We start from the raw sequence: 21,322 nt of genomic DNA, 5'->3' as shown, positions 1-21,322 counted from the left end.
TAATGGTATTTGACACTGCGGCTTAATGCCATTATGCCACACAAGGGGGAGTTTGCGTGTTAAAAGAGTTTTCGCTGGGGTTTGGCGACAACCAGATTAAAGTCGCCCTGCCGGAGGAAAAAATTATCAACGTTGTAGAGGGGAAGCAGGTCGCCCCGATTACCGATGTGCCGGCGGCAGTGCGGGAAGCGCTAAATAATCCTATCGGTTCGCCGCCGCTGAAGGAAGTGGTGAAGGCGGGCGATAAAGTCGCGATCATTGCCAGCGACATTACCCGCCTGTGGGTCAAACATGACCAGTTTTTGCCGGTGCTGCTTGATGAACTCAATGCTGCTGGTGTGCCTGACAAGGACATCAAACTGGTTGTTGGTCTCGGCGCCCACCGTTACCACACCGATAAGGAAAATGTCATGGTTTATGGTCAGCAGGTCGTAGACCGCGTCGAGATTGTCCAGAGCCATGCGCAAAATGAGGAGGACTTTGTTTATGTCGGCAAAACGTCGCGCGGCGTTGAGACCTATCTCAACAAACATGTTGTCAATGCCGACAAAGTCATCCTTACCGGCGGCATTGTTTACCATCTGATGGCTGGTTTCGGCGGCGGTCGTAAGGCGATCATGCCCGGTGTGTCAGGTTATGCCACCATTCAGGGCAATCATAGCTATTGTCTCCATGACGAAGTGGGCAAGGGCATTAGCCCTCACTGCGTTTCCGGTAAATTGGAAGGCAACAATATGCACGAAGATATGACCGAAATGGCGGCCATGCTTAATCCTGCCTTCTTGCTCAACGCCGTGTTTACGCCCGAGGGTCAGTTCGCCCGGTTTGTGGCCGGTCACTGGTATGATGCTTGGCGGGAAGGCTGTCGGACTGTCGAGGAGATCTTCGGCGTGCCGGTCAGAGGCAAAGCCGACTTGGTTATTGCATCGGCCGGCGGTTTCCCCAAAGACATTAACCTCTATCAGGGATCCAAAACGATTGATAACGCTTTCATGGCCGTAAAAGAAGACGGTGTTATCATCCTGCTCTTGGAATGCCGTGACATAATGGAGCCGCCTGATTTTAGCGGCTGGTTTAACTACGAGTCGCTGTACGACCGAGAAGTAGCGCTGCGCAAAGGTTTCACCGTGCCAGGCTTCATCGCGCTCAAGTGCGGTCTCATGGCGGCAAAAGTGCCGCACATCGTTGTTACTTTGCCGGAAAACAAGGCCTTTGTTGAAAAAGCCGGCATGATTGCCGTAACCACCATTGAGGAGGCCATGGCCCTGGCCGAACAAAAACTGGGCCGTAAAGACTATACCATTACGGTCATGCCCCACGCCGCCAATACGGTGCCGCTGGTGCAAGAATAAGGACGCTGCCTTATTATCAGCCCCCGGAATTGTCTGGGGGCGTTTTATTGTTTGTCCGCCCTTCGGGCACACTAAAAACATTGACAGGAAAACGCCGCAAGTTTATACTATATACTATACGGGGGTATAGTATATAGGGGGTGACTTAATGCTGACAGAAGCGGAAAAAGAAGTCCTCCGCGTCCGGTTGCGCCGGATTGGGGGGCAGATTAACGGTATTGAAAAAATGCTTGATGAAGGGCGCTACTGCGTGGATATTCTGCAACAGGTGACAGCGGCCCGGGCCGCCCTTAATAAAGTGGCGCTCCTCATCCTGGAGAGCCATGCCAAAAGCTGCCTAGTGGCAGCTGTTCAGCAGGACCGGGCCAACGAAGCCATTGATGAGCTGATGGATTTTCTCGATAAATTTACGCGATGATGAAAGAAGGTATGCATTATGGCAAACTTGCAATCGGCAACTTTAAAAATCAGCGGCATGTCGTGTGCGGCCTGCGCTAGCCGCGTGGAGAAGGGGTTGGCAGCGCTGCCTGGCGTGGCCAAAGCGGTTGTTAACTTCGCTGCCGAAAAAGCGACGGTGTCTTATGACAAGGACCAAATCAGCCTCCGCGATATGGCAGCTAAGGTCGAAGAACTGGGCTATCAGGTCGTTAAGGATAAAGCCGAATTTAAAATTACCGGTATGAGCTGCGCGGCCTGTGCCCGGCGCATTGAGAAGGGGTTGGCGGCCATGCCTGGCGTCTACTCGGCCGTCGTCAACCTGGCCATGGAAAAGGCGACCGTGGAGTTTAACCCAGGCGAACTCTCCGAAACTGAAGTTAAGGCGCTGGTGGAGCGACTGGGCTTTGGCGCCCATAGCCTGGCGGACACGCGGGAAATTGACCGCGAACAGGCGGCGCGAGACAGTGAAATCCGCAGCCAGCGGCTGCGCCTCCTTATTTCGGCTGTTTTTTCTTTCCCGCTCCTCTGGGCGATGGTGCTGCATATGCTCGGAGTGGGCGGCGCTACCGCCCAGCTGCTAATGAATCCTTACCTGCAGTGGGCGTTGGCTACGCCGGTTCAGTTTATCGCCGGCTGGCAGTTTTACCGTGGCGCTTATTTAGCGCTGCGCGGTGGCGGGGCCAATATGGACGTGTTGGTTGCACTTGGGACTTCAGCGGCTTACTTTTACAGCATTGCCAATGTGCTGCGTGGCTTGCCTGACTTGTACTTTGAGACTTCGGCCATTCTTATTACCTTGATCATCCTGGGCAAACTGCTGGAAGCACGGGCCAAAGGCCGCACGTCAGAAGCGATCAAAGCGCTGATGGGCCTGCAGGCGAAAACGGCGCGGGTCGTGCGGAACGGGCAGGAAGTGGACGTACCAGTGGAAGGGGTCGTGCCAGGGGATATCGTTGTCGTCCGTCCTGGCGAAAAAATTCCCGTTGATGGTGTGATTGTCGAAGGCACTTCGACCGGTAGATGAGTCAATGTTGACCGGGGAAAGTATTCCCGTCGACAAAAAGGTGGGCGACGAGGTGGTCGGCGCCACGATCAACAAGTTTGGCGCCTTTAAGTTCAAGGGCAACCCAAAGGTGGGGCAAGGGATACGGCCCTAGCCCAGATTATTCGCATCGTGGAAGAGGCGCAGGGGTCGAAAGCTCCCATCCAGCGGTTTGCGGACGTCGTTTCCGGTTATTTTGTGCCGGCGGTAATAACCTTGGCCGTTCTTACTTTTCTGGTTTGGTATTTTGTCCTGGATCCCGGCAACTTTTCTCGCGCCCTCGTCAACTTTACGGCCGTGTTGGTCATTGCCTGCCCCTGTGCGCTTGGTTTAGCCACGCCTACATCTATCATGGTGGGTACCGGTAAAGGGGCGGAGAACGGTATTCTGATAAAAGGAGCGGAGCACCTGGAAAACGCGCACCGGCTAACGGCGATTGTTCTGGACAAAACGGGGACGATAACTAAAGGTGAGCCGGCAGTGACGGACATTGTATCTCTAAACGGCCAAACTGAGACCCAGCTGCTCCATTTGGCCGCGGTAGCCGAGAAAAATTCGGAACATCCCTTGGCCCAGGCCATTGTTCGCCATGGGCAAGCCCAAGGGGTGGCGAGCGGTGATGCCGCGGAGTTTGCCGCCATTCCCGGCCATGGCGTGCGGGCACAGGTGGACGGAAAAACCGTCCTGGTAGGAACGCGGAAACTGATGCGGGAAAACGGCGTTGATTTCGCTGTCAGTCTCAGCCGGGTGGAAGCTCTGGAACAACAAGGGAAAACCGTTATGCTTATGGCGGTAGATGGTAAACCCGCCGCCTTGATTGCCGTCGCCGACACCGTCAAGGAACACTCGGCCGCAGCGGTGGCGCAGCTAAAAAAAATGGGGCTGGAAGTCTGGATGATTACCGGGGATAACGAACGCACGGCCCGGGCAATTGCGCGCGAGGTGGGCGTTGACAATATCCTGGCCGAGGTACTGCCTGAGCATAAGGCGGAAAAAGTGCAGGAACTTAAACAGCAGGGCAAAGTGGTGGGCATGGTCGGCGACGGTATTAATGATGCGCCGGCGCTGGCTATCGCTGATGTTGGTTTTGCCATTGGCACCGGTACGGATGTGGCCATGGAGGCGGCCGATATTACTCTCATACGCGGCGATTTGCGCGGCATTGTGGCTGCCATTCAGCTCAGCAAGGCTACCATGCGCAATATTAAGCAAAACCTCTTTTGGGCGCTTATCTATAATTTGTTGGGGATTCCAATCGCCGCGGCCGGATTTCTGTCGCCCGTTCTTGCCGGCGCGGCCATGGCCTTCAGTTCGGTTTCCGTGGTAACCAACGCGCTGCGGCTGCGGCGGTTCCGGCCGCAGCTTTCCTAGAGTCCCACCGTGAGCACTGCGGGGGTTCTTGCTGCCTGGCGGCAGGAAAGCGGCGGCGTCAGCCAGAACATTTGGAAAATTACGGGATATTGCCTGGCCAGCCGGGCATACTAACGATTGTATCAAGAGGAGAGGATTAGTGTGCGTTTTGAAGTAAGTGAGGATATTTTTCGGCTCTTTCCTACGGCATGTTTCGGCGTCGTCGTGGCCGCGGATTTCCAGCCCCGGGACCAAGAGATGGTTGCCCGGCTCTTGACGGCGGCGGTGGCGGCGGCGCCGGCCAAATTTCCCGACGGGGTACGTAGCCACCCGTCAATCCGGGTATGGCGCGAGGCGTTTACCAAAATGCAGTTAAACCCGAACAAATTCTTAAGCTCGGTGGAGGCGCTGCATACCCGGGTTTATAAATCCGGGCATTTGCCGCAAATTAATCCTATTGTCGATCTGGTTAATGCCCTTTCGCTTAAATATGTGCTGCCCATGGGGGCGCATGACCTGGAGCGCATGACAGGGGATATGCGGCTGCGGCTAAGCCGTGCAGGCGACGTGTTCACGCCGTTCGGCGAACAACAGGCGGAAGTTGTGCCGCCCGGCGAGATTGTTTACGCCGACGATGTTGAGGTGCGCACGCGCCGCTGGGTGTGGCGACAGGGCGAAAAAGCGAAGATCGTTGTTGAGTCGCGGCATATCTTTTTCCCGATTGACGGTTTCGCCGATGTTAACAAAGCCGATGTCTTAGCCGCTCGCGATGAGCTGGCCGAGCTCGTCACCAGGCTGGGCGGACGGGCAACCGTGTTTTTCGTCGACTGTGACTGTCCCGTTGCCGAGTGGGACTAGAGGTAAGCGAAAAGTTATGCCAAGACTTGACTGGTAAACTTTCGGCGGTTTATAATTTTAATAAACCGATTGGAATACTAGGAATTAGAGGTGCATTATGGCAAAAATTGCGAAAAATCTAACCGAACTAATTGGCAATACACCCCTGCTGGAGCTGGCGAACTATAACGAGCGCCAGGGGCTTAAGGCCCGCGTTGTCGCCAAGTTGGAATATTTTAACCCGTTGGGCAGTGTTAAAGACAGGGTAGGCTACGCCATGATCCAGGATGCCGAAGAGCGGGGGCTGCTCCATAAAGACTCGGTCATTATCGAGCCCACTAGCGGCAATACCGGCATCGGCCTGGCCTTTGTCGCCGCGGCCAAAGGCTACCGGCTCATTCTCACCATGCCTGATACTATGAGCGTCGAACGCCGCAGTCTGCTGAAAGCCCTTGGCGCCGAGCTTGTGTTGACGCCGGGCGCGGAGGGGATGAAGGGGGCCATCCGTAAGGCGGAAGAACTGGCGGCCGAATTGCCGAACGCATTTATCCCTCAGCAGTTTCAAAACCCCGCTAACCCCGCTATGCACCGCCGGACGACAGCTGAGGAGATTTGGCGTGACACAGACGGACAAGTTGACATATTTGTCGCCGGTGTTGGTACTGGCGGTACGATTACTGGCGTAGGAGAAGTGCTTAAGGAGCGCAAAAAAGACGTGCGGGTTGTCGCCGTAGAGCCCTACGATTCGCCGGTCTTATCAGGGGGGCAGGCCGGTCCCCACAAGCTTCAGGGAATCGGCGCCGGTTTTGTCCCTCCTATACTCAATACCGGCATTATTGACGGCATTGTTAAAGTAAAAACGGAAGAAGCTTTCGCTACGGCCCGTAAGTTAGCCAAGGCTGAAGGGCTGCTGGTTGGTATCTCCAGCGGCGCCGCTCTCTTTGCCGCTACCGAACTAGCGAAGCAGTCCGAGAATGCGGGCAAAACGATTGTTGTTCTCTTGCCTGATACGGGTGAGCGATATTTGTCTACGCCGCTGTTTCAGTTCGAAGATTGATTATTTAAGGCCCTGCGCTATGCAGGGCTGTTTATTTTAGATGCGAGTTGTACTTATTGGAAACTCGGCGCCATAGACTGTTTCTGTGGATTTTTCCCAGAATAGGAGATGGCGCCTGTTGAAAAGGAACTGCGCGCTGGCAGCTGTAATCCTGTAATTGTGTCGGAACGGCTCGCTGGTTAGTGACAGAAACAGAAATTCCAATTAATAATAAGTTGACAAGATAGGGTAGAACGGCTATAATAAATAACTGTCAACAACATCTGCTGTGACTCCGTAGCTCAGTTGGATAGAGCGTTTGACTACGAATCAAAAGGTCGCAGGTTCGAATCCTGCCGGGGTCGCCACTTCAAGTATAACCGCCAAGATCGGCGGTTTTTTATTTTTGCCGTAGGTAACTATTTTCTTGATTTGCTTGACTGGAGCGCCTACTATTCAGGAGTGTTTTGAAATTATGTTTGGCAGACAACTGGTCAGGCGATGTTATAAGTTTCCGAAGTGTAAGCAAGTCGGCGGATAATGCTGTTTATAAAATGGTGCCCGGCTTTGCATAAGGCCGATATAGCAAAGAAGGCGCTAAAAAGATAGGTTAAACGAACAATTTTGTCGAAAAAAGGTCTTGCGACAAATGGGCAAGTCTGCTATACTTACCGTTGCTGCTACTCGTAGCGGCGCGACGAAAATAATTAAAATTATGCTTGACATAATTGGGTAAGTCTGATAGAATATACTTCGTCGCGAGAAATGATCATGGTGGCTGTGGTGAAGAGGCCAAACACGGCGGATTGTGGCTCCGTTATTCGAGGGTTCGAATCCCTCCAGTCACCCCACAAGTTTTATATAGGGGCGTAGCCAAGTTGGTAAGGCACGGGACTTTGACTCCCGCATGCGTTGGTTCGAGTCCAGCCGCCCCTGCCAGTGTGACCCACTAGCTCAGTTGGTAGAGCACCTGACTTTTAATCAGGGTGTCGATGGTTCGAGTCCATCGTGGGTCACCATTTCTTTGTGTGAGGAAAATTGACAGATATTGGCCGTCTGTGATATGATATTGGCATATCTAAGTTAGTATGCGGGCGTGGCGGAATTGGCAGACGCGACGGACTTAGGATCCGTTGGGCAACCGTGGGGGTTCAAGTCCCTTCGCCCGCACCAATATAAAGAGATAAGGCTTCACGGTATTTTAGTCGTGAAGCCTTTTTTCAATTTGTACAGCAAATAACGATAGCGGCGGCGTTTGGCTAGCCAGTGGCAGTGTTTTACTGGACGCTGCCAAAAAAGCTGCCCATGGGAGGGCAGCTTTTTGGTGTGATTATTCGTAATCGTTGTTGGCGTCAGCTTTGGCGGTCAGGGTGCCATATTCGGATTTACTGGCTTTTTGCTTGCTGGCAGTATTGGTTTTGGAAGTGTCCGACGACGTATATTCGCCATTAACGTCTTGCGTCGCCGTCAGGGTGCCGTACTTGGATTTGCTGGTCTCAAGTTTTTGTTTGTCCGCCATGTGTTAGAAAGACCTCCTTTGTGGATTTGTTTGGGGTCCATTATTTATTTTCGCTTGCAATGACGGACAAATACCTGGAAGTTTTAGCATAAAGACATAAATTATTATTCCAGCTCTTCCAATTTTTGCAGACCACCGTTGCGGCCTACGACAATCAGTACGTCGCCGGCTTGGATTTTTTCACCGGGATTAGGCGGGACAATAATTTGCTCACCACGTTTAATGGCTACGACGTTGGCATCATATTTTTCCCGCAGCCGCGATTCGGCTAGTGTTTTGCCCACCAGGCAGCGGGGAGCGCTGGTTCGATGAGGCTGAGGTCGGGCGACAGTTCGATATAATCAAGGACGTTGGTCGAGACAAGATTGTGCGCTACTCGCTGTCCCATATCCCGTTCGGGATATACTACCCGGTCGGCGCCAATTTTCGCCAGCATTTTGCCGTGCAGTTCATTGCGCGCCTTGGCGACAATATATTTAACTCCCAGGTCTTTTAATAGCAGCGTGGTCAAGACATTCGCCTGGATGTCTTCGCCAATGGCTACGACGACAACATCAAAGTTGCGGATGCCCAGCGCCTTAAGCGAATTCTCGTCGGTTGTATCGGCGATGTAGGTATGAGTAACCTCGTCGGCCACCTGCTGTACCCGTTCCTCCTCGGTATCGATTGCCAGCACTTCATAACCCAGCCGGGAAAGCGTTCGGGCAACACTGGTGCCGAAGCGGCCAAGACCAATAACGGCGAAACTTTTATTCCTTTTCATAAATATATAATACCTCTCTTATGTAACGATATTACCCGATAATAACCCGGCCCTCTGGCAGCTGTAAAGCGCCTTTGCGCGCCCGCAGAGCGATGGCCAGGGCCAGCGTCACCGGTCCCACGCGACCGGCGAACATGGTGAGTATAAGCCAAAGTTTGCCGGCAACTGTCAGTGTCGGCGTGATGCCTGTTGATAAACCAACCGTACCGAAAGCGGAAACAACCTCGAATAAAATGTTCAAAAAGGGCGCCTGCTCAGTCACGGTTAGCGCCAGGGTGACCAATATGACAAGCAGCGCTGACAGAAAGACAACCGTAAAGGCTTTGTAAACGGTAGCTACTGGAATGCGGCGTTGAAAAATTTCAACGTCATTTTTGCCGCTGATTTGGGCGGCGATGGCGAGAACCAATACGCCGAATGTTGACGTTTTAACCCCGCCGCCGGTTGAGGCCGGTGAAGCGCCGATAAACATTAATATGATTAGAAAAAACAGGGTGCCGCTTTCCAGCTTACCAATATCGAGAGTGTTGTAGCCGGCGGTGCGGGGGGTCACGGACTGAAAGTAGCTGGCGAGGAGTTTGCCTTGCCAGCTTAGGCCGCCGAGGGTGTCGGGGTTATTCCATTCCAGCAGGGAAATTACCGCCGCCCCGAAGATGATAAGAAAAGCGGATACGGTTAGTACAAGTTTGGTGTGGAGCGAAAACTTGCTGAAACGGCGGTTGTCCCACACGTCGGCAATGACAGTGAAGCCGATGCCGCCAAGAATGATGAGCAGGGTAATGACGATATTGACGGTTAAGTCGTCCACATAACCGGTCAGACTGCGAAAGTCGCCAAACAAGTCAAAGCCGGCGTTACAAAAGGCGGAAACGGCGTGCCAGTACCCGTAGTAGATACCTCGCGGACCGTAATCGGCAAACCAGCGGATGGCGAGAATGGTCCCGCCGATCAGTTCAATGATGAACGTGGTCTTCATGACATAGATCATCAGGCGCACCACGCCGGCCATTGTGAGCTGATTGAGCGCTTCCTGCATGATGAGCCGCTCGCGGAGCTGAATTTTTTTGCCGATCAGCAGCGCTATCAAGGTGGCCATAGACATGATGCCCAAGCCACCTATCTGAATTAAAGTGATAATGACCAGTTGCCCGAATAATGACCAGTGGCTACCGGTGTCTACCACCACCAGACCGGTAACACATACGGCGGAAGTGGCGGTAAAGAGAGCGTCAACGAACGGAGTGGGTTTACCGCTGGTCGACGCCAGGGGGGAGGTCAGCAGCAGGGCGCCGACGAAGATTAAGCCGGCAAACCCCAGTACCAGCACCTGGTATGGGGTCAGCCGCCATTTCGCTATGTCTAGCAGGTCGTCGGTTCTTGGGTCAATACTCAAAATTATTCCCCCATCAAACATGGATTGGTGAATGGAAAAATAACTCGTCATAATCGGGGCCTATCCGCTCATTTTAATATTCCTCCGTACTTTGTGAAATATAAAAAGCCGGCGCGAACGAAGTGCTAACCCTCTGGCCTAGCGCCCCACGCACCGGCTTGCAAACTCGCGGGACCAAATCCCCGTAGCTTGTCGCCAGACATGCTGCGACTATAGTCTTGACGGTTCTTTAGTTAATACCACAATATCCACGATATGCCCTGTCGAGCGGCCTAAGGCCAATCGGGCAGAGACTATAATGCAAGCAAAAAGAAAGACCGCAGCGGTTATATTGCCGTAGCTAATTTGGTCTTGTAGTCTCGTGCAGTCTAAATAGATTATAGCGCAACGATGGCAGAAAGAAAGTTCTGTTTTAAAGGGCAAAGACACTGTTTTAGGTAGCGACGGGCGGAAAATAAAAAAAAAGCAGGCCCGTCGCTCCTTTTGACGCAATTCCTCACTCTTTAATCGTTTTCCAGTTTCCGGTATAAGGATTATAGTCGCAATCATTTGAGCAGGCGAGCCAACGTTTGGCGGTATCGCTTCCCTGGGCCAGCGGACGGCAATCGGTGCAGGCGTAGCGATATTCGCAGTCCTGGCACTTTTCCACTTGGTCCTTAGTGGTGCGCCAGCATTGCTCAAGTTTTTGACCTGCCAGGATGGTAGCCAGTGATTGGCGGAGAATATTGCCGCATAGCTGGTCGCGTGCGAAAATGCAGGGAATGACGTCACCGGCGGCGGTAATGGCAATTTTGCCGGCTAAACAAGAGTGATAGCACTGGGCCCGGAAAAAGCTTTCCTCATCGGTGAAAAAGGGCGGTCTGATGGGAGGCTTTTGGTATTTGTCCGGTAGCAGCTTGCTATTGTCACCGCGGCCGGTGGGGCGAACGACGTCAGGCGGCGTCACTTCCACGCCTAATTCTTCGCATAGTTTCATAATGTTTTCAGCTTCTTCCTCATTGGCCTTCATGATAATGGAAGCGATGCGCAAAGGTACACCGGCGGCCAACAGTTTACGGACGGCGGCCATCGTCTGATTGAAGCTGCCGGGGTTTAAGGTGACGCGGTCATGGACGGCAGCATTGGCGGCGTAAATGGTCGTGGCAATATTGATTTGGTTGTCTTTAACAAACTTTATACAGTCGTCGTCAATGAGGGTGGCGTTCGTAAAAATTTCAATGAATTCATAGCCGTCCTGGCGGGCGCGCTGGGCTAACTCTTGCCATCGGGGGTAGAGCAGCGGCTCGCCGCCGATAAACTGAATGGCCGTGGCGCCGGCCTGCCGGGCTTCGGTGATAAGGGACAGCCAGCGGTCGTGGGGCACGGCGTCGTAGCCGGCACAGGGGCCGCTGGTAGCGTAGCAGTGCAGGCAACGGTTATTGCAGCTCGCGGTAAGTTCCAGCCAGACAAATTCCAGCTTGGGCGGCGCGACTTGAGGCGGCGCCGGACGCTCGGCCGGTTGGCTCAGGTAAAACGAGCCCAGACCCATGGCCGTTAGCTTGTCGAGAAAAGCCAGCTGCGGCTTGTTTTCCGGCAAAGCGAGGTCGAGCAGATCTTCCAGGGCACTATTTTCGCAGGCAAAGAGAAAATCAACGGCACCTTTATTGATAGAATGCACCTTGCCGGTCTGCAGGTTGTAGATGGCGCCGCGCTTGGCCCCGCGGACAAGGTAGCAGTAGGGGTGAAGGCGATAATACAAAGAACTGTCCTCCTTTAGCGCATTTTTCTACATCATATGCGGCGGCGCCAGTAGGGGTGCGGAGAGAAAAAAGGCGCCGCTTGCGGCGCAGGGAGAAAGGGGAATATGAAGTTTTAAAAAGGAAGGCAGCCATAGCCCCAGTAATAGGGACGGCAGCTGTAACCTCCCCAGAAGTAAGGACGACAGCCATACCACCAGTAGCGGGGACGGCAGGCAAAACGAGGGCGGCAATTGCCTAGTATAAAGCCTAGACCAATTCCCAACCCGAAGAAAGGAACGCATTGGCGCTCACCGGCGCGCATTGCCTCCTCTTCGTCCCAATTCCAGTCATCAATTTCAGGGACATCCCAAGGAGGGCGCTTTCTTTTATCAGCCACTGCCTAATTTCACCTCCCCGATTTTGCGGGTGGTTACCCGTTCTAGTTACATAATATGCACAAGGGTAAAATAGGGTGAAGATTTTAACACAGCGCAGGCAAAACGCCATTTTCGCGCAAAAAAAAAACATCCTGGCAATGACGCGGCGATGCCCTGATGGAATTTTATTTTACTTGGACGAAAACTGAAGGGGTTTGTCGAATTTTATTGAATAACTAAGGGAAGTGGTCCGAGGGAGACGTGACTTATGAACGTGTCTTTTGTTGTGGTCGATGACGATGTTAGTGTCCGCAAAATTATTCAGCACATAATTAACGAATATGAGCTTGGCAAAGTAGTAGCGGAATGCGGCGACGGAATTGCCGCAGAAAAAATTATCCGCGATGTGCGGCCACATATCGCCCTGGTGGATTTGCTGTTGCCTAAGCAGGACGGTATTGAGCTGATAAGAAAGTTAGCGGCCGACCGGCTGGATACATCATTTATTATGATCTCTCAGGTTAATAGTGAACCCATGATTACCAGGGCGTATGAATGCGGCATTGAATTTTTTATTCACAAGCCCATTAACGTTCTTGAAGTTGTATCGGTCATTAACCGGGTAAAAGAAAGTCGCCGGCTAAGGCAGTTCGTTTCCATCATTCAGCAGACGGCTTCGCAATATTCCGTAGCTTTAAAGTCGGCGGAGCAGCCGAAAAATAATTTAAAGACCAATGTGTACCGGATATTTTCCGATATCGGGATTATTGGCGAAGCCGGCGCGAAAGATATTTACCAGATTGTCGAGTTGGTAGACGCTTGGTCGGAAGGAACGGCGAATTACTGTTACCAGTTGAGCGATGTCTATAGCAAGTTGTCGGCCAAAACACAGCAAGATGCCAAAACGATCGAGCAGCGGGTGCGGCGGACGATTGCCAAGGCGCTACAAAATTTGGCCAATCTCGGTATTGAAGATTACTATAATGAGAAATTCCAAAATTACAGTACGGTGTTATTTGACTTTAAAGAAGTGCGGCAGGAGATTAACTTTATTAACGGTAAAAGCACTTACCGGGGAAAAATTAACGTTAAAAAGTTTATCGAAGGCTTGATTTTTGCCGCTAAGCTGAACTGATTGGTTTTTGACAACTCCGAAAGATGGTGAATAGCATGCACCTAGTACTAGCTCGCAATCAAGAGCGCAACAAACTGTTGGTTAACGCTATCATGCTGGTAACACTTACCAGCATGATATTTATTTATCCTTTTGACAATCAGTTTCGGTTTACCTTGGGAGTAGCGGTGCTTTCCACCCTGCTGCTTTACTTTGCTCGGCTGTCGGTGCTTACGACGGCGATATTGAGCGGCATTGCCATTGTCATTTTACGGACGGCAGCCAACTTTGCTTTAGGTGATGACAGCTTTGAGGAGGTGGTCTTTAAAAATCTACCTTCGCTGGCTTATTACCTGTCTTTTGGCATCTGTTTTCATGTTTTTCGGGTTCGAAAATGTATTGATAATTTGCCGGTCGCAATTTTGCTTATCAGCTTGGCGGATATAACTAGTAATTTGGTGGAGATTTATTTACGCCCCTTGAACGTGGCTGATAGTGAAGCCATTCTTGGCAGTATTATTGCCGTGGCCGTGTTGCGCGCCATTGTTGCCGTTTATTGGTATGCGCTTTTATGCCGGTATCATGCTTTCGTGTTGGAAGAAGAACAGCGCGCCCGTTATGCCGAACTTACGATGATGATCGCCAAATTGCGGGCGGAAGTTTTTTATCTGAGAAAATCGTCGCAGGACATCGAGCAGGTAATGGAGCAAAGTTATTGGTTGTATGACCACCTACAAAATAGCGGCGCCGCTCCTGCGGATCACGCCTCAAGCGCCGCCAAGGCGCTGGCGATCGCCAGAGATATCCACGAGATTAAAAAGGTGTATGTCAGGGTTATTGCGGGAATAGAGAAGATTCTTAAGTCTTCGACTACGGACAATGCCATGAAGTTGTCGGAAATTTTATTCATCATTCAGCAGAATACGCAACGCTATTTGGCGGAAATGGGAAGCTCCATCTCTATTACCTTTGCCTATGGTGAGGATTTTTTGACCGATAAGCACTACACAATTGTTTCGGTGCTGGACAATTTGATTATAAATGCCATCGAGGCCTGCGGCCAGACTGGCGCTATCAGGGTAGCGCAAACCAGTGCAGACGGCCATATCGTGTTTCGGGTCGAAGATACGGGTTGCGGTATTCATCCCCAGAACTTTGCGCTCATTTTCAACCCCGGCTTTTCGACCAAATTTTCGCCCCATACCGGTAAGATGTCTACCGGGTTGGGGCTTGCTCATGTGAAAAATTTGACGGAGGCATTGGGCGGTTCGATCAGTGTTAGTTCGCAACCTGGCGCCGGTGCTGTCTTTGTCGTAACGGTACCGCGCAGTAGATTGATTATTAATGAGGATTAGTTTTTGGCATTGTAACCCGTTAGCAAAGTCGCTATCTCTTTTTAATAATGTCGCCGTTTCGACAAACTACCCACCCGGAACGAAGCGTTTATCTTGTTTGATCTGCTGGTCCATTTCTTCTAAAGCCATTTTCATAAGAACGGTCAAACTCATCACAATACTGGAAGACTTACTGTAAAAGCAAAGCCCCGGGCTGCCGGGGCTTGAATTTTTTAAGAACACCGGTTTTATATAAGATTAGTTATCCAGATATAAATTTTATTGTTAGACTACTAACTTTTTGTGATAGCATTTTCGACAGGGAAATAACACAATATGGCGAACTAGCTGAATAGTCAATGTGCTGGGCCTGTGTGTATCTACCGGGCCGAGGAGGTGGAGAAAGTCGGATATGAACATCCAGTTTGCCGGCCCGTTAGCCAAAGTGCTTGGCCACAAAAGGTGGGTCATCCGGTCCGGCGGCCAGTTGACGGCCGAGGAGGTCATCGTGCGGCTGGCCCATGATTTCCCGCAAGCGGAGGTCTTCCGGGAAGTCCGGCGTGGTAAGCCGCCCATACCGTATATGTTTATGGTGATAAAAAACGGCAAGTCCCTGCTCAGGCCCCACGACCGGCTGGACGACCAGGATGAACTGGAGATTATTCCACCGATTATGGGCGGGTAAATGAGAGGAGCAACCTTTTTGGGCGGATATATGGGAAAAATCGCTGTCGTCGACCTGACGTCAGCCAGGATTGATTTTATTGCGATAAGCCCGGCCGAACGCCGGCAGTGGCTGGGCGGCAGCGGGCTGGGGGCCAGACTGCTGGCGGAAAATACGCCGCCGGCGGCTGACCCGCTTGGGCCGGACAACTTGCTGATATTTATGACCGGCCCCATGACCGGGACGGCCATCCCAGCCTCCGGACGTCATCAGGTGGTGGCCAAGTCGCCGCTCACTGGCATCTATGGCGAAGCCGACGCCGGCGGCAGGTGGGGTGCTTGTCTGAAAGCGGCCGGATTTGACGGTATCGTCGTCCGCGGTATAGCGTCGCAGCCGGTATACCTGGTCGTACAGGACGGGGAGGTCAGGCTGCTGCCGGCGGACAGTCTGTGGGGTCTTGATACCTATGCGACTGACCGGCAGCTGAAGAAGCGCTGGGGACCGGACGTGGCCGCGGCCTGTATCGGACCGGCCGGCGAACGGCTGGTGCCGCTGGCGACGATCATCCATGAAGGTAAAAACGGGCGCTCGTCCGGCCGGGGTGGCCTGGGAGCGGTCATGGGCGCCAAGCGCCTTAAGGCCGTAGTAGCCGGCGGCAGCCGCCAAGTCCCAGTGGCAGACCCGGCTGCTTTGGCAGCGGCTATTGATGCCGCTGTCCCCCGTGTCCGGGAGAGGACGCGCCTCATGCAGGAGTACGGCACGGCCGGCGGCATCATCGGCGCCGAGCGCATCGGTGACCTGCCCCTTAAAAACTGGACGCAGGGTACCTGGGACGGCGTGGAAAAGATATCCGGACAGGCTATGGCCGAGACTATTGTCACCGGACGCTACCACTGCGCTTCCTGTCCCATTGGCTGTGGCCGCCAGGTGCGGGTGGAGCGCAGCCCCTACGGCCGGGTGGAAGGCGCCGGGCCGGAGTATGAGACGGTGGGCATGTTTGGCGGCGCCTGCCTGGTCAGCGATCTGGCGGCCATTGCCATGGCCAACGAGCTGTGCAACCGCTACGGCCTGGACACTATTTCCACCGGGGCGGTTATCGCCTTTGCCATGGAACTGTATGAGCACGGCATTCTGACCGACCGGGATCTGGGCGGCTGTCCGGCGCCGGTATGGGGGGACGGCCGGGCGGTGGTCGGGCTTATCCAGGCTATTGCCAGCCAGGAAGGCATCGGGCGCCTGCTCGGCAGTGGCGTGCGGCGGGCCGCAGAACTAATCGGCGGCCGGGCCGGGGAGTTTGCCATGCACGTCAAGGGCCTGGAGCTGCCGGCCCATGATCCCCGCGCTTTTTACAGCCTGGCCCTGGGATATGCCACATCGAACCGGGGTGCCTGCCACCTGCAGGGCGCCAGCTACTTTTTCGAAAAGGCGGCTGTACTGCCGGAAGCCGGCATCAATGAAGTGCTGGACCGCTTCCGCACTGACGACCAGGGCCTCATCCAGGCGCGTCTGCAGGACACCATGTGCCTGATGGACTCGCTGAAACTCTGCAAATTCCTGTTCTATGGCGGCATTGACCTGACCACTGTTACCGGCTGGCTTAACCACCTTACCGGCTGGGACTGTACAGTGGCTGAGCTGTTGACCACCGGGGAGCGTATTTTCAACCTGAAACGGTTGTACAACGTCAAATGCGGCGTATCCCGCCGTGATGACGTCCTGCCAGAGCGCATCCTCCGGCAGCCGCGCCCGGACGGTGGAGCGGCCGGTGCCCTGCCGCCGCTTGACGCTATGCTCAGGGAATACTACCGGGTTCGCGGCTGGGACGAGGTAGGCCGGCCCCGGCCGGAAACACTGGCCAGGCTTGGTATAGATAAATTCCTGTAAAGACAGAGAGGAGGAAAAAGATGGCAACAATTGGCAGGAGGACATTCCTTAAACTGCTGGCGGCAGGGGCGGCGGCGACTGTCTGGCAGGGCAACCCGGCCGTGCCGGCGATAGCTGCGCCGGCGCCGTACCGCCTTAAGGACACCAAAGTCAGCCCCTCGGTCTGTATTTTCTGTGGGGTGGGCTGCGGCCTTCTGGTATATGCCAGGGACGGCAAAGTCGTCAACGTGGAGGGCGACCCGGACAACCCCAACAACGAAGGCGGGCTGTGCGCCAAGGGGGCGTCGGCCTATGAAGTGTACATAAGCCCGCGCCGCCTCAAAAAAGTCCTCTACCGGGCTCCTGGCTCCGACAAGTGGGAGGAAAAAGAATGGAGCTGGGCTATCCCCGAAATCGCCCGGCGCATCAAAAAGACCCGGGACGAGAGCTTTAAGACCAGAGAAGGCAGCGTCACTGTCAACCGGGCCGAGGCTCTCGGCCAGCTGGGCGGTGCATCCCACGACACTGATGAATGCTATCTTTTGTCTAAATTTGCCCGTGCGCTCGGGATTGTCAGCCTGGAACACCAGGCGCGTATCTGACACTCCTCAACGGTGGCCAGTCTGGCCCCATCTTTCGGACGTGGCGCCATGACCAATTCATTGGTCGATGTTGCCAATTCGGACGTTATAATGATCTGCGGCGGCAACCCGGCGGAGAACCACCCCGGTGTGGCCCGTTTCATCAACCGGGCGCGCGAACGGGGCGCCAAGGTCATCTCGGTTGACCCGCGCTACACTCGGACATCGGTATTGTCTGATATCTATGCCCCCATCCGGCCGGGGACGGACATCGTCTTTTTCAACGGCCTGGTAAACTATGTCCTTGTAAACAAAAAATACTTTGAGCCTTATGTCAAAGGCTACACCAACGCCAGTTACCTCCTGAAGCCGGAATTTGGCTTTAAGGACGGGTATTTTACCGGCTGGGACCCGGTCAAAAAAATGTACAACTACGATACCTGGCAATACCAGACCGGCCCGGACGGCAAGCCCCTCACCGATCCGACGCTTGAGCACCCGGACTCTGTTTTCCAGCACATGCGCCGGTTTTATGCCCGCTACACGCCGGAAATGGTGGAAAAAGTCACCGGGATGAAAAAAGAGCTGTTCCTTAAGATTGCCGAGACTTATGCCGCCACCGGTGCGCCGGACAAGTCCGGTTGTCTCCTTTACGCCATGGGCCTGACCCAGCACACTGTCGGTGTGCAGAACATCCGGGCCTTCGCCGTACTGCAGCTCCTTCTGGGCAACATGGGCCTGCCGGGCGGCGGCATCAATGCCATGCGCGGCGAGGCAAACGTCCAGGGGTCGACCGACATGGGCCTGTTGTACCACTCTCTGCCGGGGTACCTGGCTGCGCCCAACGCCGGCCTGCACCCCGACCTGAAGACTTACCTGGAAAAAACCACCATAAAGGACAGCTACTGGGCCAACACTCCCAAGTTCATTGTCAGCCTGCTCAAGGCCTGGTGGGGTGATAAAGCTCAAAAAGACAACGATTTCTGCTATGACTGGTTGCCCAAGTGGTCGCGGCCGCACTCGTTCATGGACATGGTCACTGACATGTACGAAGGCCGGCTGAAGGGCCTCATGATCTGGGGAATGAACCCGCTGGTCTCCGGCCCGGCTTACGAAAAGACGGCGCGTGGCCTGGAAAAGCTGGAATGGCTGCTGGTTGTCGACCTGTTTGAGTCTGAGACCGCCCGGTTCTGGAAACGTCCCGGCGTTGACCCCAAGACGGTCAAGACCGAAGTATTCCTCCTACCGGCGGCATCCATGGTGGAAAAAGACGGCTCGGCGACCAATACCAGCCGCTGGCTGCAGATGCGTTACAAGGCGGTCGAGCCGATCGGCGATTGCAAGGAAGACTCGGTTATTTTGCACCTTCTGGTTCAGGAGCTCAAAAAACTTTATGCTGCCGACCCCAAGGCGGTATTCCCTGACCCGATTGTCAACCTGACCTGGAACTATGGCGGCGAGCACCACAGCGCCGACGAAGTATTCAAAGAGATCAACGGCTATGAAGTGGCTACCAGAGTGCAGCTTGCCGGTTTCGGCGCCCTCAAGGATGACGGTTCTACCACCAGCGGCTGCTGGATCTACTCCGGCATGTTCCCGCCGGCCGGCAATCTTGCCAAACGCCGCAAGCGGGAAAAAGAGGGCATCGGCCTCAACTCTGAATGGGGCTGGGCCTGGCCGCTCAACCGGCGCATCCTTTACAACCGGGCCTCCTGTGACTATGCCGGCAACCCCTGGAGCGATAAAAAATATATTATCAGGTGGGACGCTGCCGCCAAGAAATGGACCGGGCTCGATGTACCCGACTTTATCGCCACCACTGCGCCAGATGCGCCCGGTGGCACTCAGCCGTTTATCATGATTGCCGGCGGGCTCGGCCGTCTATTCGTACCCGGCGGTATAGTCAGGGACGGTCCCTTCCCGGAACACTACGAACCACTGGAGTCGCCGGTCAAAAACATAATGGGCCCGGTGCAGTGCAACCCGCTGGCCGTTACCTACAAGACCGACCTGGATAAATATGCTGCGCTCGGTAATTCTGATTTCCCGTACATCTGCACCACTTACCGCGTGGCCGAGCACTACCAGACCGGCAATATTACCCGTAAGATACCGACTACCGTGGAAGCCGTGCCGGAGATGTTTGTCGAGATTGACCCGGAACTGGCCAAAGCCAAAGGTATCACCAGCGGCGACTGGGTCGAAGTCGCCTCCATCCGTGGCAAAGTCCGGGCCAAGGCCTTTGTCACGCCGCGTATTCAGCCTTTTGTGGTCGACGGCAAAAAAGTGCATGTTGTCGGCCTGCCTTGGCACTGGGGATTTACCGGGGCCGACCCGATGAGCGAAACTAAGGAAGCATTTGTCGCCAACATCATCACTCCCCAGGCCGGCGACCCCAACACCCGGATACCTGAATATAAGGCCTTCATGGTCAACATAAGGAGGGTGTAGGATGGCAAGACTGGCCTATTGCTACGACAGCTCCAAATGCGTCGGCTGCCACGGCTGTCAGGTGGCCTGCAAGCAATGGAATGAGGAAAAGACTCTCGCCACTCGGTTTGCCGGTTCCTACCAGAATCCGCCGGACCTGGATAAAGATACCCGGATGGTCATGCGCTACTATGAGCATTTTGAACAAGACACCATCCCCAGCCTCAACTTCCTGAAATACCAGTGTTTTCACTGCGGTGAGGCGGCCTGCGTCAAGGTCTGCCCGAGCGGCGCGCTGTTTAAGACCAAAACCGGCATAGTGGCCGTTGACCGGGAAAAATGCATCGCCTGCGGTTACTGTCATAACGCCTGTCCGTTCAACATTCCGGCTGTCGGCAAACATGTCAACAAGTGCGACATGTGCCGCAGCCGCACCGAGAACGGCCAGGATGGCGATAAAACCAACGTTCCGGCCTGCGTCAAGACTTGTCCGGCCGGGGCGCTGGAGTTTGGCGACCGTGACCAGTTGGTGGCCAAAGCGCAAAGAAGGGTGCAATGGCTAAAGGCGCGCGGCTACAAGGACGCCAACCTGTACGGCGAGGGCTTCCTGGGCGGCCTGGGCATTATTGCTGTCCTTAAATACCCGCCGGCCAACTATGGGTTGCCGCCCAGCCCGACGGTGCCGGTGGAGGTCACGGTGTGGAAGGACATATTCGGTCCGCTCGGTCTCCTGATGCTCGGCGGCGCGGTGGGTATGACCGCCGTCCACCGCTTGTTGCAGGGCAGTGGCCAGGAAGACAAGCAGCACACTGACGCCGGCAGCAAAGGAAAGGAGGCTTAGAGGGATGCAAGGCTATCTCTTGAAACACCAGCGCCCGACCCGTATTTTTCACTGGGTGCACTTGGTCATGTTCCTGGCCCTCCTGTTTAGCGGTCTGGCCGTCTTTAACAAGAATTTACAGTTTTTGGCCGGGCTGTTCGGTGGGCTGAAAAACGCCGCAGTGGTGCACAAGTACCTGGGGTTTGCCTACTTTACCGTACCGCTTATCTATATAGTGCTGTACTGGGACCTGTTTAAAAAGTTCATCAGAACCATCAGCACATTTGACGACGATGACAAAAAATGGCTGAAAGTGGCAGGCGGTTATCTTGCGCCGCTTATCAAGGGCCAGGTTCCGCCCCAGGGCAAATACAACGCCGGGCAAAAGCTTCTAGGCTGGCTGGTAATCGCCTTCTCCTGCGTCCTGGCGGCGACCGGGCTGGTTATGGTCTTTTATACCGCCTTTCCGCCGCTTGTGGTGCGGCTGGCTTATCTAGCGCATGCCTTTTCCGGCGTATTCCTGGGATGCGCGGTTATTGTCCACTTTTACTTGGCGGCAGTCAACCCGTCTTCGCGCCGGGAGCTTAAGACCATGCTGGGCGATGGCTATATCGAAGAAGAATTCGCCCGGAGCCACAACTTGAAATGGTACAAAGAAATGACTGCCAATAAAGGCAATTAAACTGGCGGA

General features: G+C 54.2%; 20 protein-coding genes and 5 tRNA genes. 19 read left to right on the top strand and 6 right to left on the bottom strand.

What is annotated here, in order from left to right; genetic code table 11:
• The first annotated feature begins 56 nt into the window (after window positions 1-56).
• From larAH10 to TCARDRAFT_RS04565, 12 genes are all read left to right on the top strand, one after another.
• The gene (gene larAH10, locus TCARDRAFT_RS04610; RefSeq protein WP_007288851.1) at window positions 57-1,352 is read left to right on the top strand and encodes an NPN-dependent 2-hydroxyacid racemase, LarAH10 family; all 1,296 of its coding nucleotides are present in this window, start codon (window positions 57-59) and stop codon (window positions 1,350-1,352) included.
• A 148-nt stretch (window positions 1,353-1,500) separates the two neighbouring features.
• On the top strand, window positions 1,501-1,770 hold the full coding sequence (locus TCARDRAFT_RS04605; protein WP_007288850.1) for a metal-sensitive transcriptional regulator: 270 nt from the start codon (window positions 1,501-1,503) through the stop codon (window positions 1,768-1,770).
• 18 nt (window positions 1,771-1,788) lie between these two features.
• Entirely contained in the window at window positions 1,789-2,814 is a 1,026-nt protein-coding gene (locus TCARDRAFT_RS16490) for a heavy metal translocating P-type ATPase (protein WP_007288849.1), read from the top strand.
• 4 nt (window positions 2,815-2,818) lie between these two features.
• On the top strand, window positions 2,819-2,947 hold the full coding sequence (locus tag TCARDRAFT_RS16485) for a hypothetical protein (protein ID WP_332248960.1): 129 nt from the start codon (window positions 2,819-2,821) through the stop codon (window positions 2,945-2,947).
• A gap of 17 nt (window positions 2,948-2,964) precedes the next feature.
• Entirely contained in the window at window positions 2,965-4,203 is a 1,239-nt protein-coding gene (locus TCARDRAFT_RS16480) for a heavy metal translocating P-type ATPase (RefSeq protein ID WP_007288847.1), read from the top strand.
• Window positions 4,204-4,344: 141 nt separating this feature from the next.
• A complete protein-coding gene (locus TCARDRAFT_RS04595; protein WP_007288846.1) occupies window positions 4,345-5,040 on the top strand; it encodes a B3/B4 domain-containing protein in 696 nt (231 codons plus the stop codon).
• 97 nt (window positions 5,041-5,137) lie between these two features.
• Window positions 5,138-6,076, top strand: coding sequence for a cysteine synthase A (gene cysK / locus TCARDRAFT_RS04590; RefSeq protein ID WP_007288845.1), 939 nt, complete (start codon window positions 5,138-5,140; stop codon window positions 6,074-6,076).
• 270 nt (window positions 6,077-6,346) lie between these two features.
• Window positions 6,347-6,423 (top strand) — tRNA-Arg (locus TCARDRAFT_RS04585).
• Between the two features lie 406 nt (window positions 6,424-6,829).
• Window positions 6,830-6,906: transfer RNA gene (locus TCARDRAFT_RS04580), tRNA-His, on the top strand.
• A gap of 12 nt (window positions 6,907-6,918) precedes the next feature.
• A tRNA-Gln gene (locus TCARDRAFT_RS04575) sits at window positions 6,919-6,994 on the top strand.
• Window positions 6,995-6,998: 4 nt separating this feature from the next.
• A tRNA-Lys gene (locus TCARDRAFT_RS04570) sits at window positions 6,999-7,074 on the top strand.
• A gap of 71 nt (window positions 7,075-7,145) precedes the next feature.
• A tRNA-Leu gene (locus TCARDRAFT_RS04565) sits at window positions 7,146-7,228 on the top strand.
• A gap of 157 nt (window positions 7,229-7,385) precedes the next feature.
• On the opposite strand, the gene TCARDRAFT_RS04560 is transcribed toward TCARDRAFT_RS04565, so the two are convergent.
• From TCARDRAFT_RS04560 to TCARDRAFT_RS15450, 6 genes are all read right to left on the bottom strand, one after another.
• Window positions 7,386-7,574: a hypothetical protein gene (locus TCARDRAFT_RS04560; protein ID WP_040683054.1), complete on the bottom strand. Its 189-nt coding sequence runs from the start codon at window positions 7,572-7,574 to the stop codon at window positions 7,386-7,388.
• A 104-nt stretch (window positions 7,575-7,678) separates the two neighbouring features.
• Complete coding sequence (locus TCARDRAFT_RS16475; RefSeq protein ID WP_007288844.1) at window positions 7,679-7,858, bottom strand: cation:proton antiporter regulatory subunit; 180 nt, start codon at window positions 7,856-7,858, stop codon at window positions 7,679-7,681.
• The gene (locus tag TCARDRAFT_RS04555; RefSeq protein ID WP_007288843.1) at window positions 7,843-8,337 is read right to left on the bottom strand and encodes a potassium channel family protein; all 495 of its coding nucleotides are present in this window, start codon (window positions 8,335-8,337) and stop codon (window positions 7,843-7,845) included. The genes TCARDRAFT_RS16475 and TCARDRAFT_RS04555 overlap by 16 nt, the downstream gene beginning before the upstream one ends.
• Before the next feature lie 31 nt (window positions 8,338-8,368).
• Window positions 8,369-9,751: a TrkH family potassium uptake protein gene (locus tag TCARDRAFT_RS04550; RefSeq protein ID WP_050769581.1), complete on the bottom strand. Its 1,383-nt coding sequence runs from the start codon at window positions 9,749-9,751 to the stop codon at window positions 8,369-8,371.
• 475 nt (window positions 9,752-10,226) lie between these two features.
• Window positions 10,227-11,468 carry a radical SAM/SPASM domain-containing protein gene (locus TCARDRAFT_RS04545; RefSeq protein WP_007288841.1) on the bottom strand — a complete coding sequence of 414 codons (1,242 nt, stop codon included), beginning with the start codon at window positions 11,466-11,468 and terminating at the stop codon, window positions 10,227-10,229.
• A 113-nt stretch (window positions 11,469-11,581) separates the two neighbouring features.
• Entirely contained in the window at window positions 11,582-11,845 is a 264-nt protein-coding gene (locus TCARDRAFT_RS15450; RefSeq protein WP_007288920.1) for a hypothetical protein, read from the bottom strand.
• Between the two features lie 248 nt (window positions 11,846-12,093).
• On the opposite strand from TCARDRAFT_RS15450, the gene TCARDRAFT_RS04540 reads away from it, so the two are divergent.
• From TCARDRAFT_RS04540 to TCARDRAFT_RS04505, 7 genes are all read left to right on the top strand, one after another.
• A complete protein-coding gene (locus tag TCARDRAFT_RS04540; RefSeq protein ID WP_007288840.1) occupies window positions 12,094-12,960 on the top strand; it encodes a response regulator in 867 nt (288 codons plus the stop codon).
• Between the two features lie 35 nt (window positions 12,961-12,995).
• Window positions 12,996-14,294, top strand: a complete 1,299-nt coding sequence (locus tag TCARDRAFT_RS04535; RefSeq protein ID WP_007288839.1) for an ATP-binding protein — start codon at window positions 12,996-12,998, stop codon at window positions 14,292-14,294.
• A 391-nt stretch (window positions 14,295-14,685) separates the two neighbouring features.
• Window positions 14,686-14,958 carry a MoaD/ThiS family protein gene (locus TCARDRAFT_RS04530; RefSeq protein ID WP_007288838.1) on the top strand — a complete coding sequence of 91 codons (273 nt, stop codon included), beginning with the start codon at window positions 14,686-14,688 and terminating at the stop codon, window positions 14,956-14,958.
• A gap of 18 nt (window positions 14,959-14,976) precedes the next feature.
• On the top strand, window positions 14,977-16,821 hold the full coding sequence (locus TCARDRAFT_RS04525) for an aldehyde ferredoxin oxidoreductase family protein (RefSeq protein ID WP_007288837.1): 1,845 nt from the start codon (window positions 14,977-14,979) through the stop codon (window positions 16,819-16,821).
• A gap of 20 nt (window positions 16,822-16,841) precedes the next feature.
• Window positions 16,842-19,832 carry a formate dehydrogenase-N subunit alpha gene (gene fdnG / locus TCARDRAFT_RS04515; RefSeq protein ID WP_083795383.1) on the top strand — a complete coding sequence of 997 codons (2,991 nt, stop codon included), beginning with the start codon at window positions 16,842-16,844 and terminating at the stop codon, window positions 19,830-19,832.
• A gap of 1 nt (window position 19,833) precedes the next feature.
• Window positions 19,834-20,652, top strand: a complete 819-nt coding sequence (locus TCARDRAFT_RS04510; protein WP_007288834.1) for a 4Fe-4S dicluster domain-containing protein — start codon at window positions 19,834-19,836, stop codon at window positions 20,650-20,652.
• A 4-nt stretch (window positions 20,653-20,656) separates the two neighbouring features.
• Complete coding sequence (locus TCARDRAFT_RS04505; protein WP_007288833.1) at window positions 20,657-21,313, top strand: formate dehydrogenase subunit gamma; 657 nt, start codon at window positions 20,657-20,659, stop codon at window positions 21,311-21,313.
• Window positions 21,314-21,322: the final 9 nt, after the last annotated feature.

Origin of the sequence: Thermosinus carboxydivorans Nor1 (genome assembly GCF_000169155.1) — a bacterium.
Classification (GTDB): Bacteria; Bacillota; Negativicutes; order Sporomusales; family Thermosinaceae; genus Thermosinus; species Thermosinus carboxydivorans.
The sequence above is the reverse complement of the archived record's forward strand: the minus strand, read 5'-3'. Positions and strand labels throughout refer to the sequence as shown.

Coding starts and splice junctions, on each gene's coding strand:
- TCARDRAFT_RS04605 (WP_007288850.1), top strand. CDS start 1,501: ATGCTGACAGAAGCGGAAAAAGAAGTCCTCCGCGTCCGGTTGCGCCGG.
- TCARDRAFT_RS16490 (WP_007288849.1), top strand. CDS start 1,789: ATGGCAAACTTGCAATCGGCAACTTTAAAAATCAGCGGCATGTCGTGT.
- TCARDRAFT_RS16485 (WP_332248960.1), top strand. CDS start 2,819: ATGTTGACCGGGGAAAGTATTCCCGTCGACAAAAAGGTGGGCGACGAG.
- cysK (WP_007288845.1), top strand. CDS start 5,138: ATGGCAAAAATTGCGAAAAATCTAACCGAACTAATTGGCAATACACCC.
- TCARDRAFT_RS04560 (WP_040683054.1), bottom strand. CDS start 7,574: ATGGCGGACAAACAAAAACTTGAGACCAGCAAATCCAAGTACGGCACC.
- TCARDRAFT_RS04555 (WP_007288843.1), bottom strand. CDS start 8,337: ATGAAAAGGAATAAAAGTTTCGCCGTTATTGGTCTTGGCCGCTTCGGC.
- TCARDRAFT_RS04550 (WP_050769581.1), bottom strand. CDS start 9,751: ATGTTTGATGGGGGAATAATTTTGAGTATTGACCCAAGAACCGACGAC.
- TCARDRAFT_RS04540 (WP_007288840.1), top strand. CDS start 12,094: ATGAACGTGTCTTTTGTTGTGGTCGATGACGATGTTAGTGTCCGCAAA.
- TCARDRAFT_RS04535 (WP_007288839.1), top strand. CDS start 12,996: ATGCACCTAGTACTAGCTCGCAATCAAGAGCGCAACAAACTGTTGGTT.
- TCARDRAFT_RS04530 (WP_007288838.1), top strand. CDS start 14,686: ATGAACATCCAGTTTGCCGGCCCGTTAGCCAAAGTGCTTGGCCACAAA.
- TCARDRAFT_RS04510 (WP_007288834.1), top strand. CDS start 19,834: ATGGCAAGACTGGCCTATTGCTACGACAGCTCCAAATGCGTCGGCTGC.
- TCARDRAFT_RS04505 (WP_007288833.1), top strand. CDS start 20,657: ATGCAAGGCTATCTCTTGAAACACCAGCGCCCGACCCGTATTTTTCAC.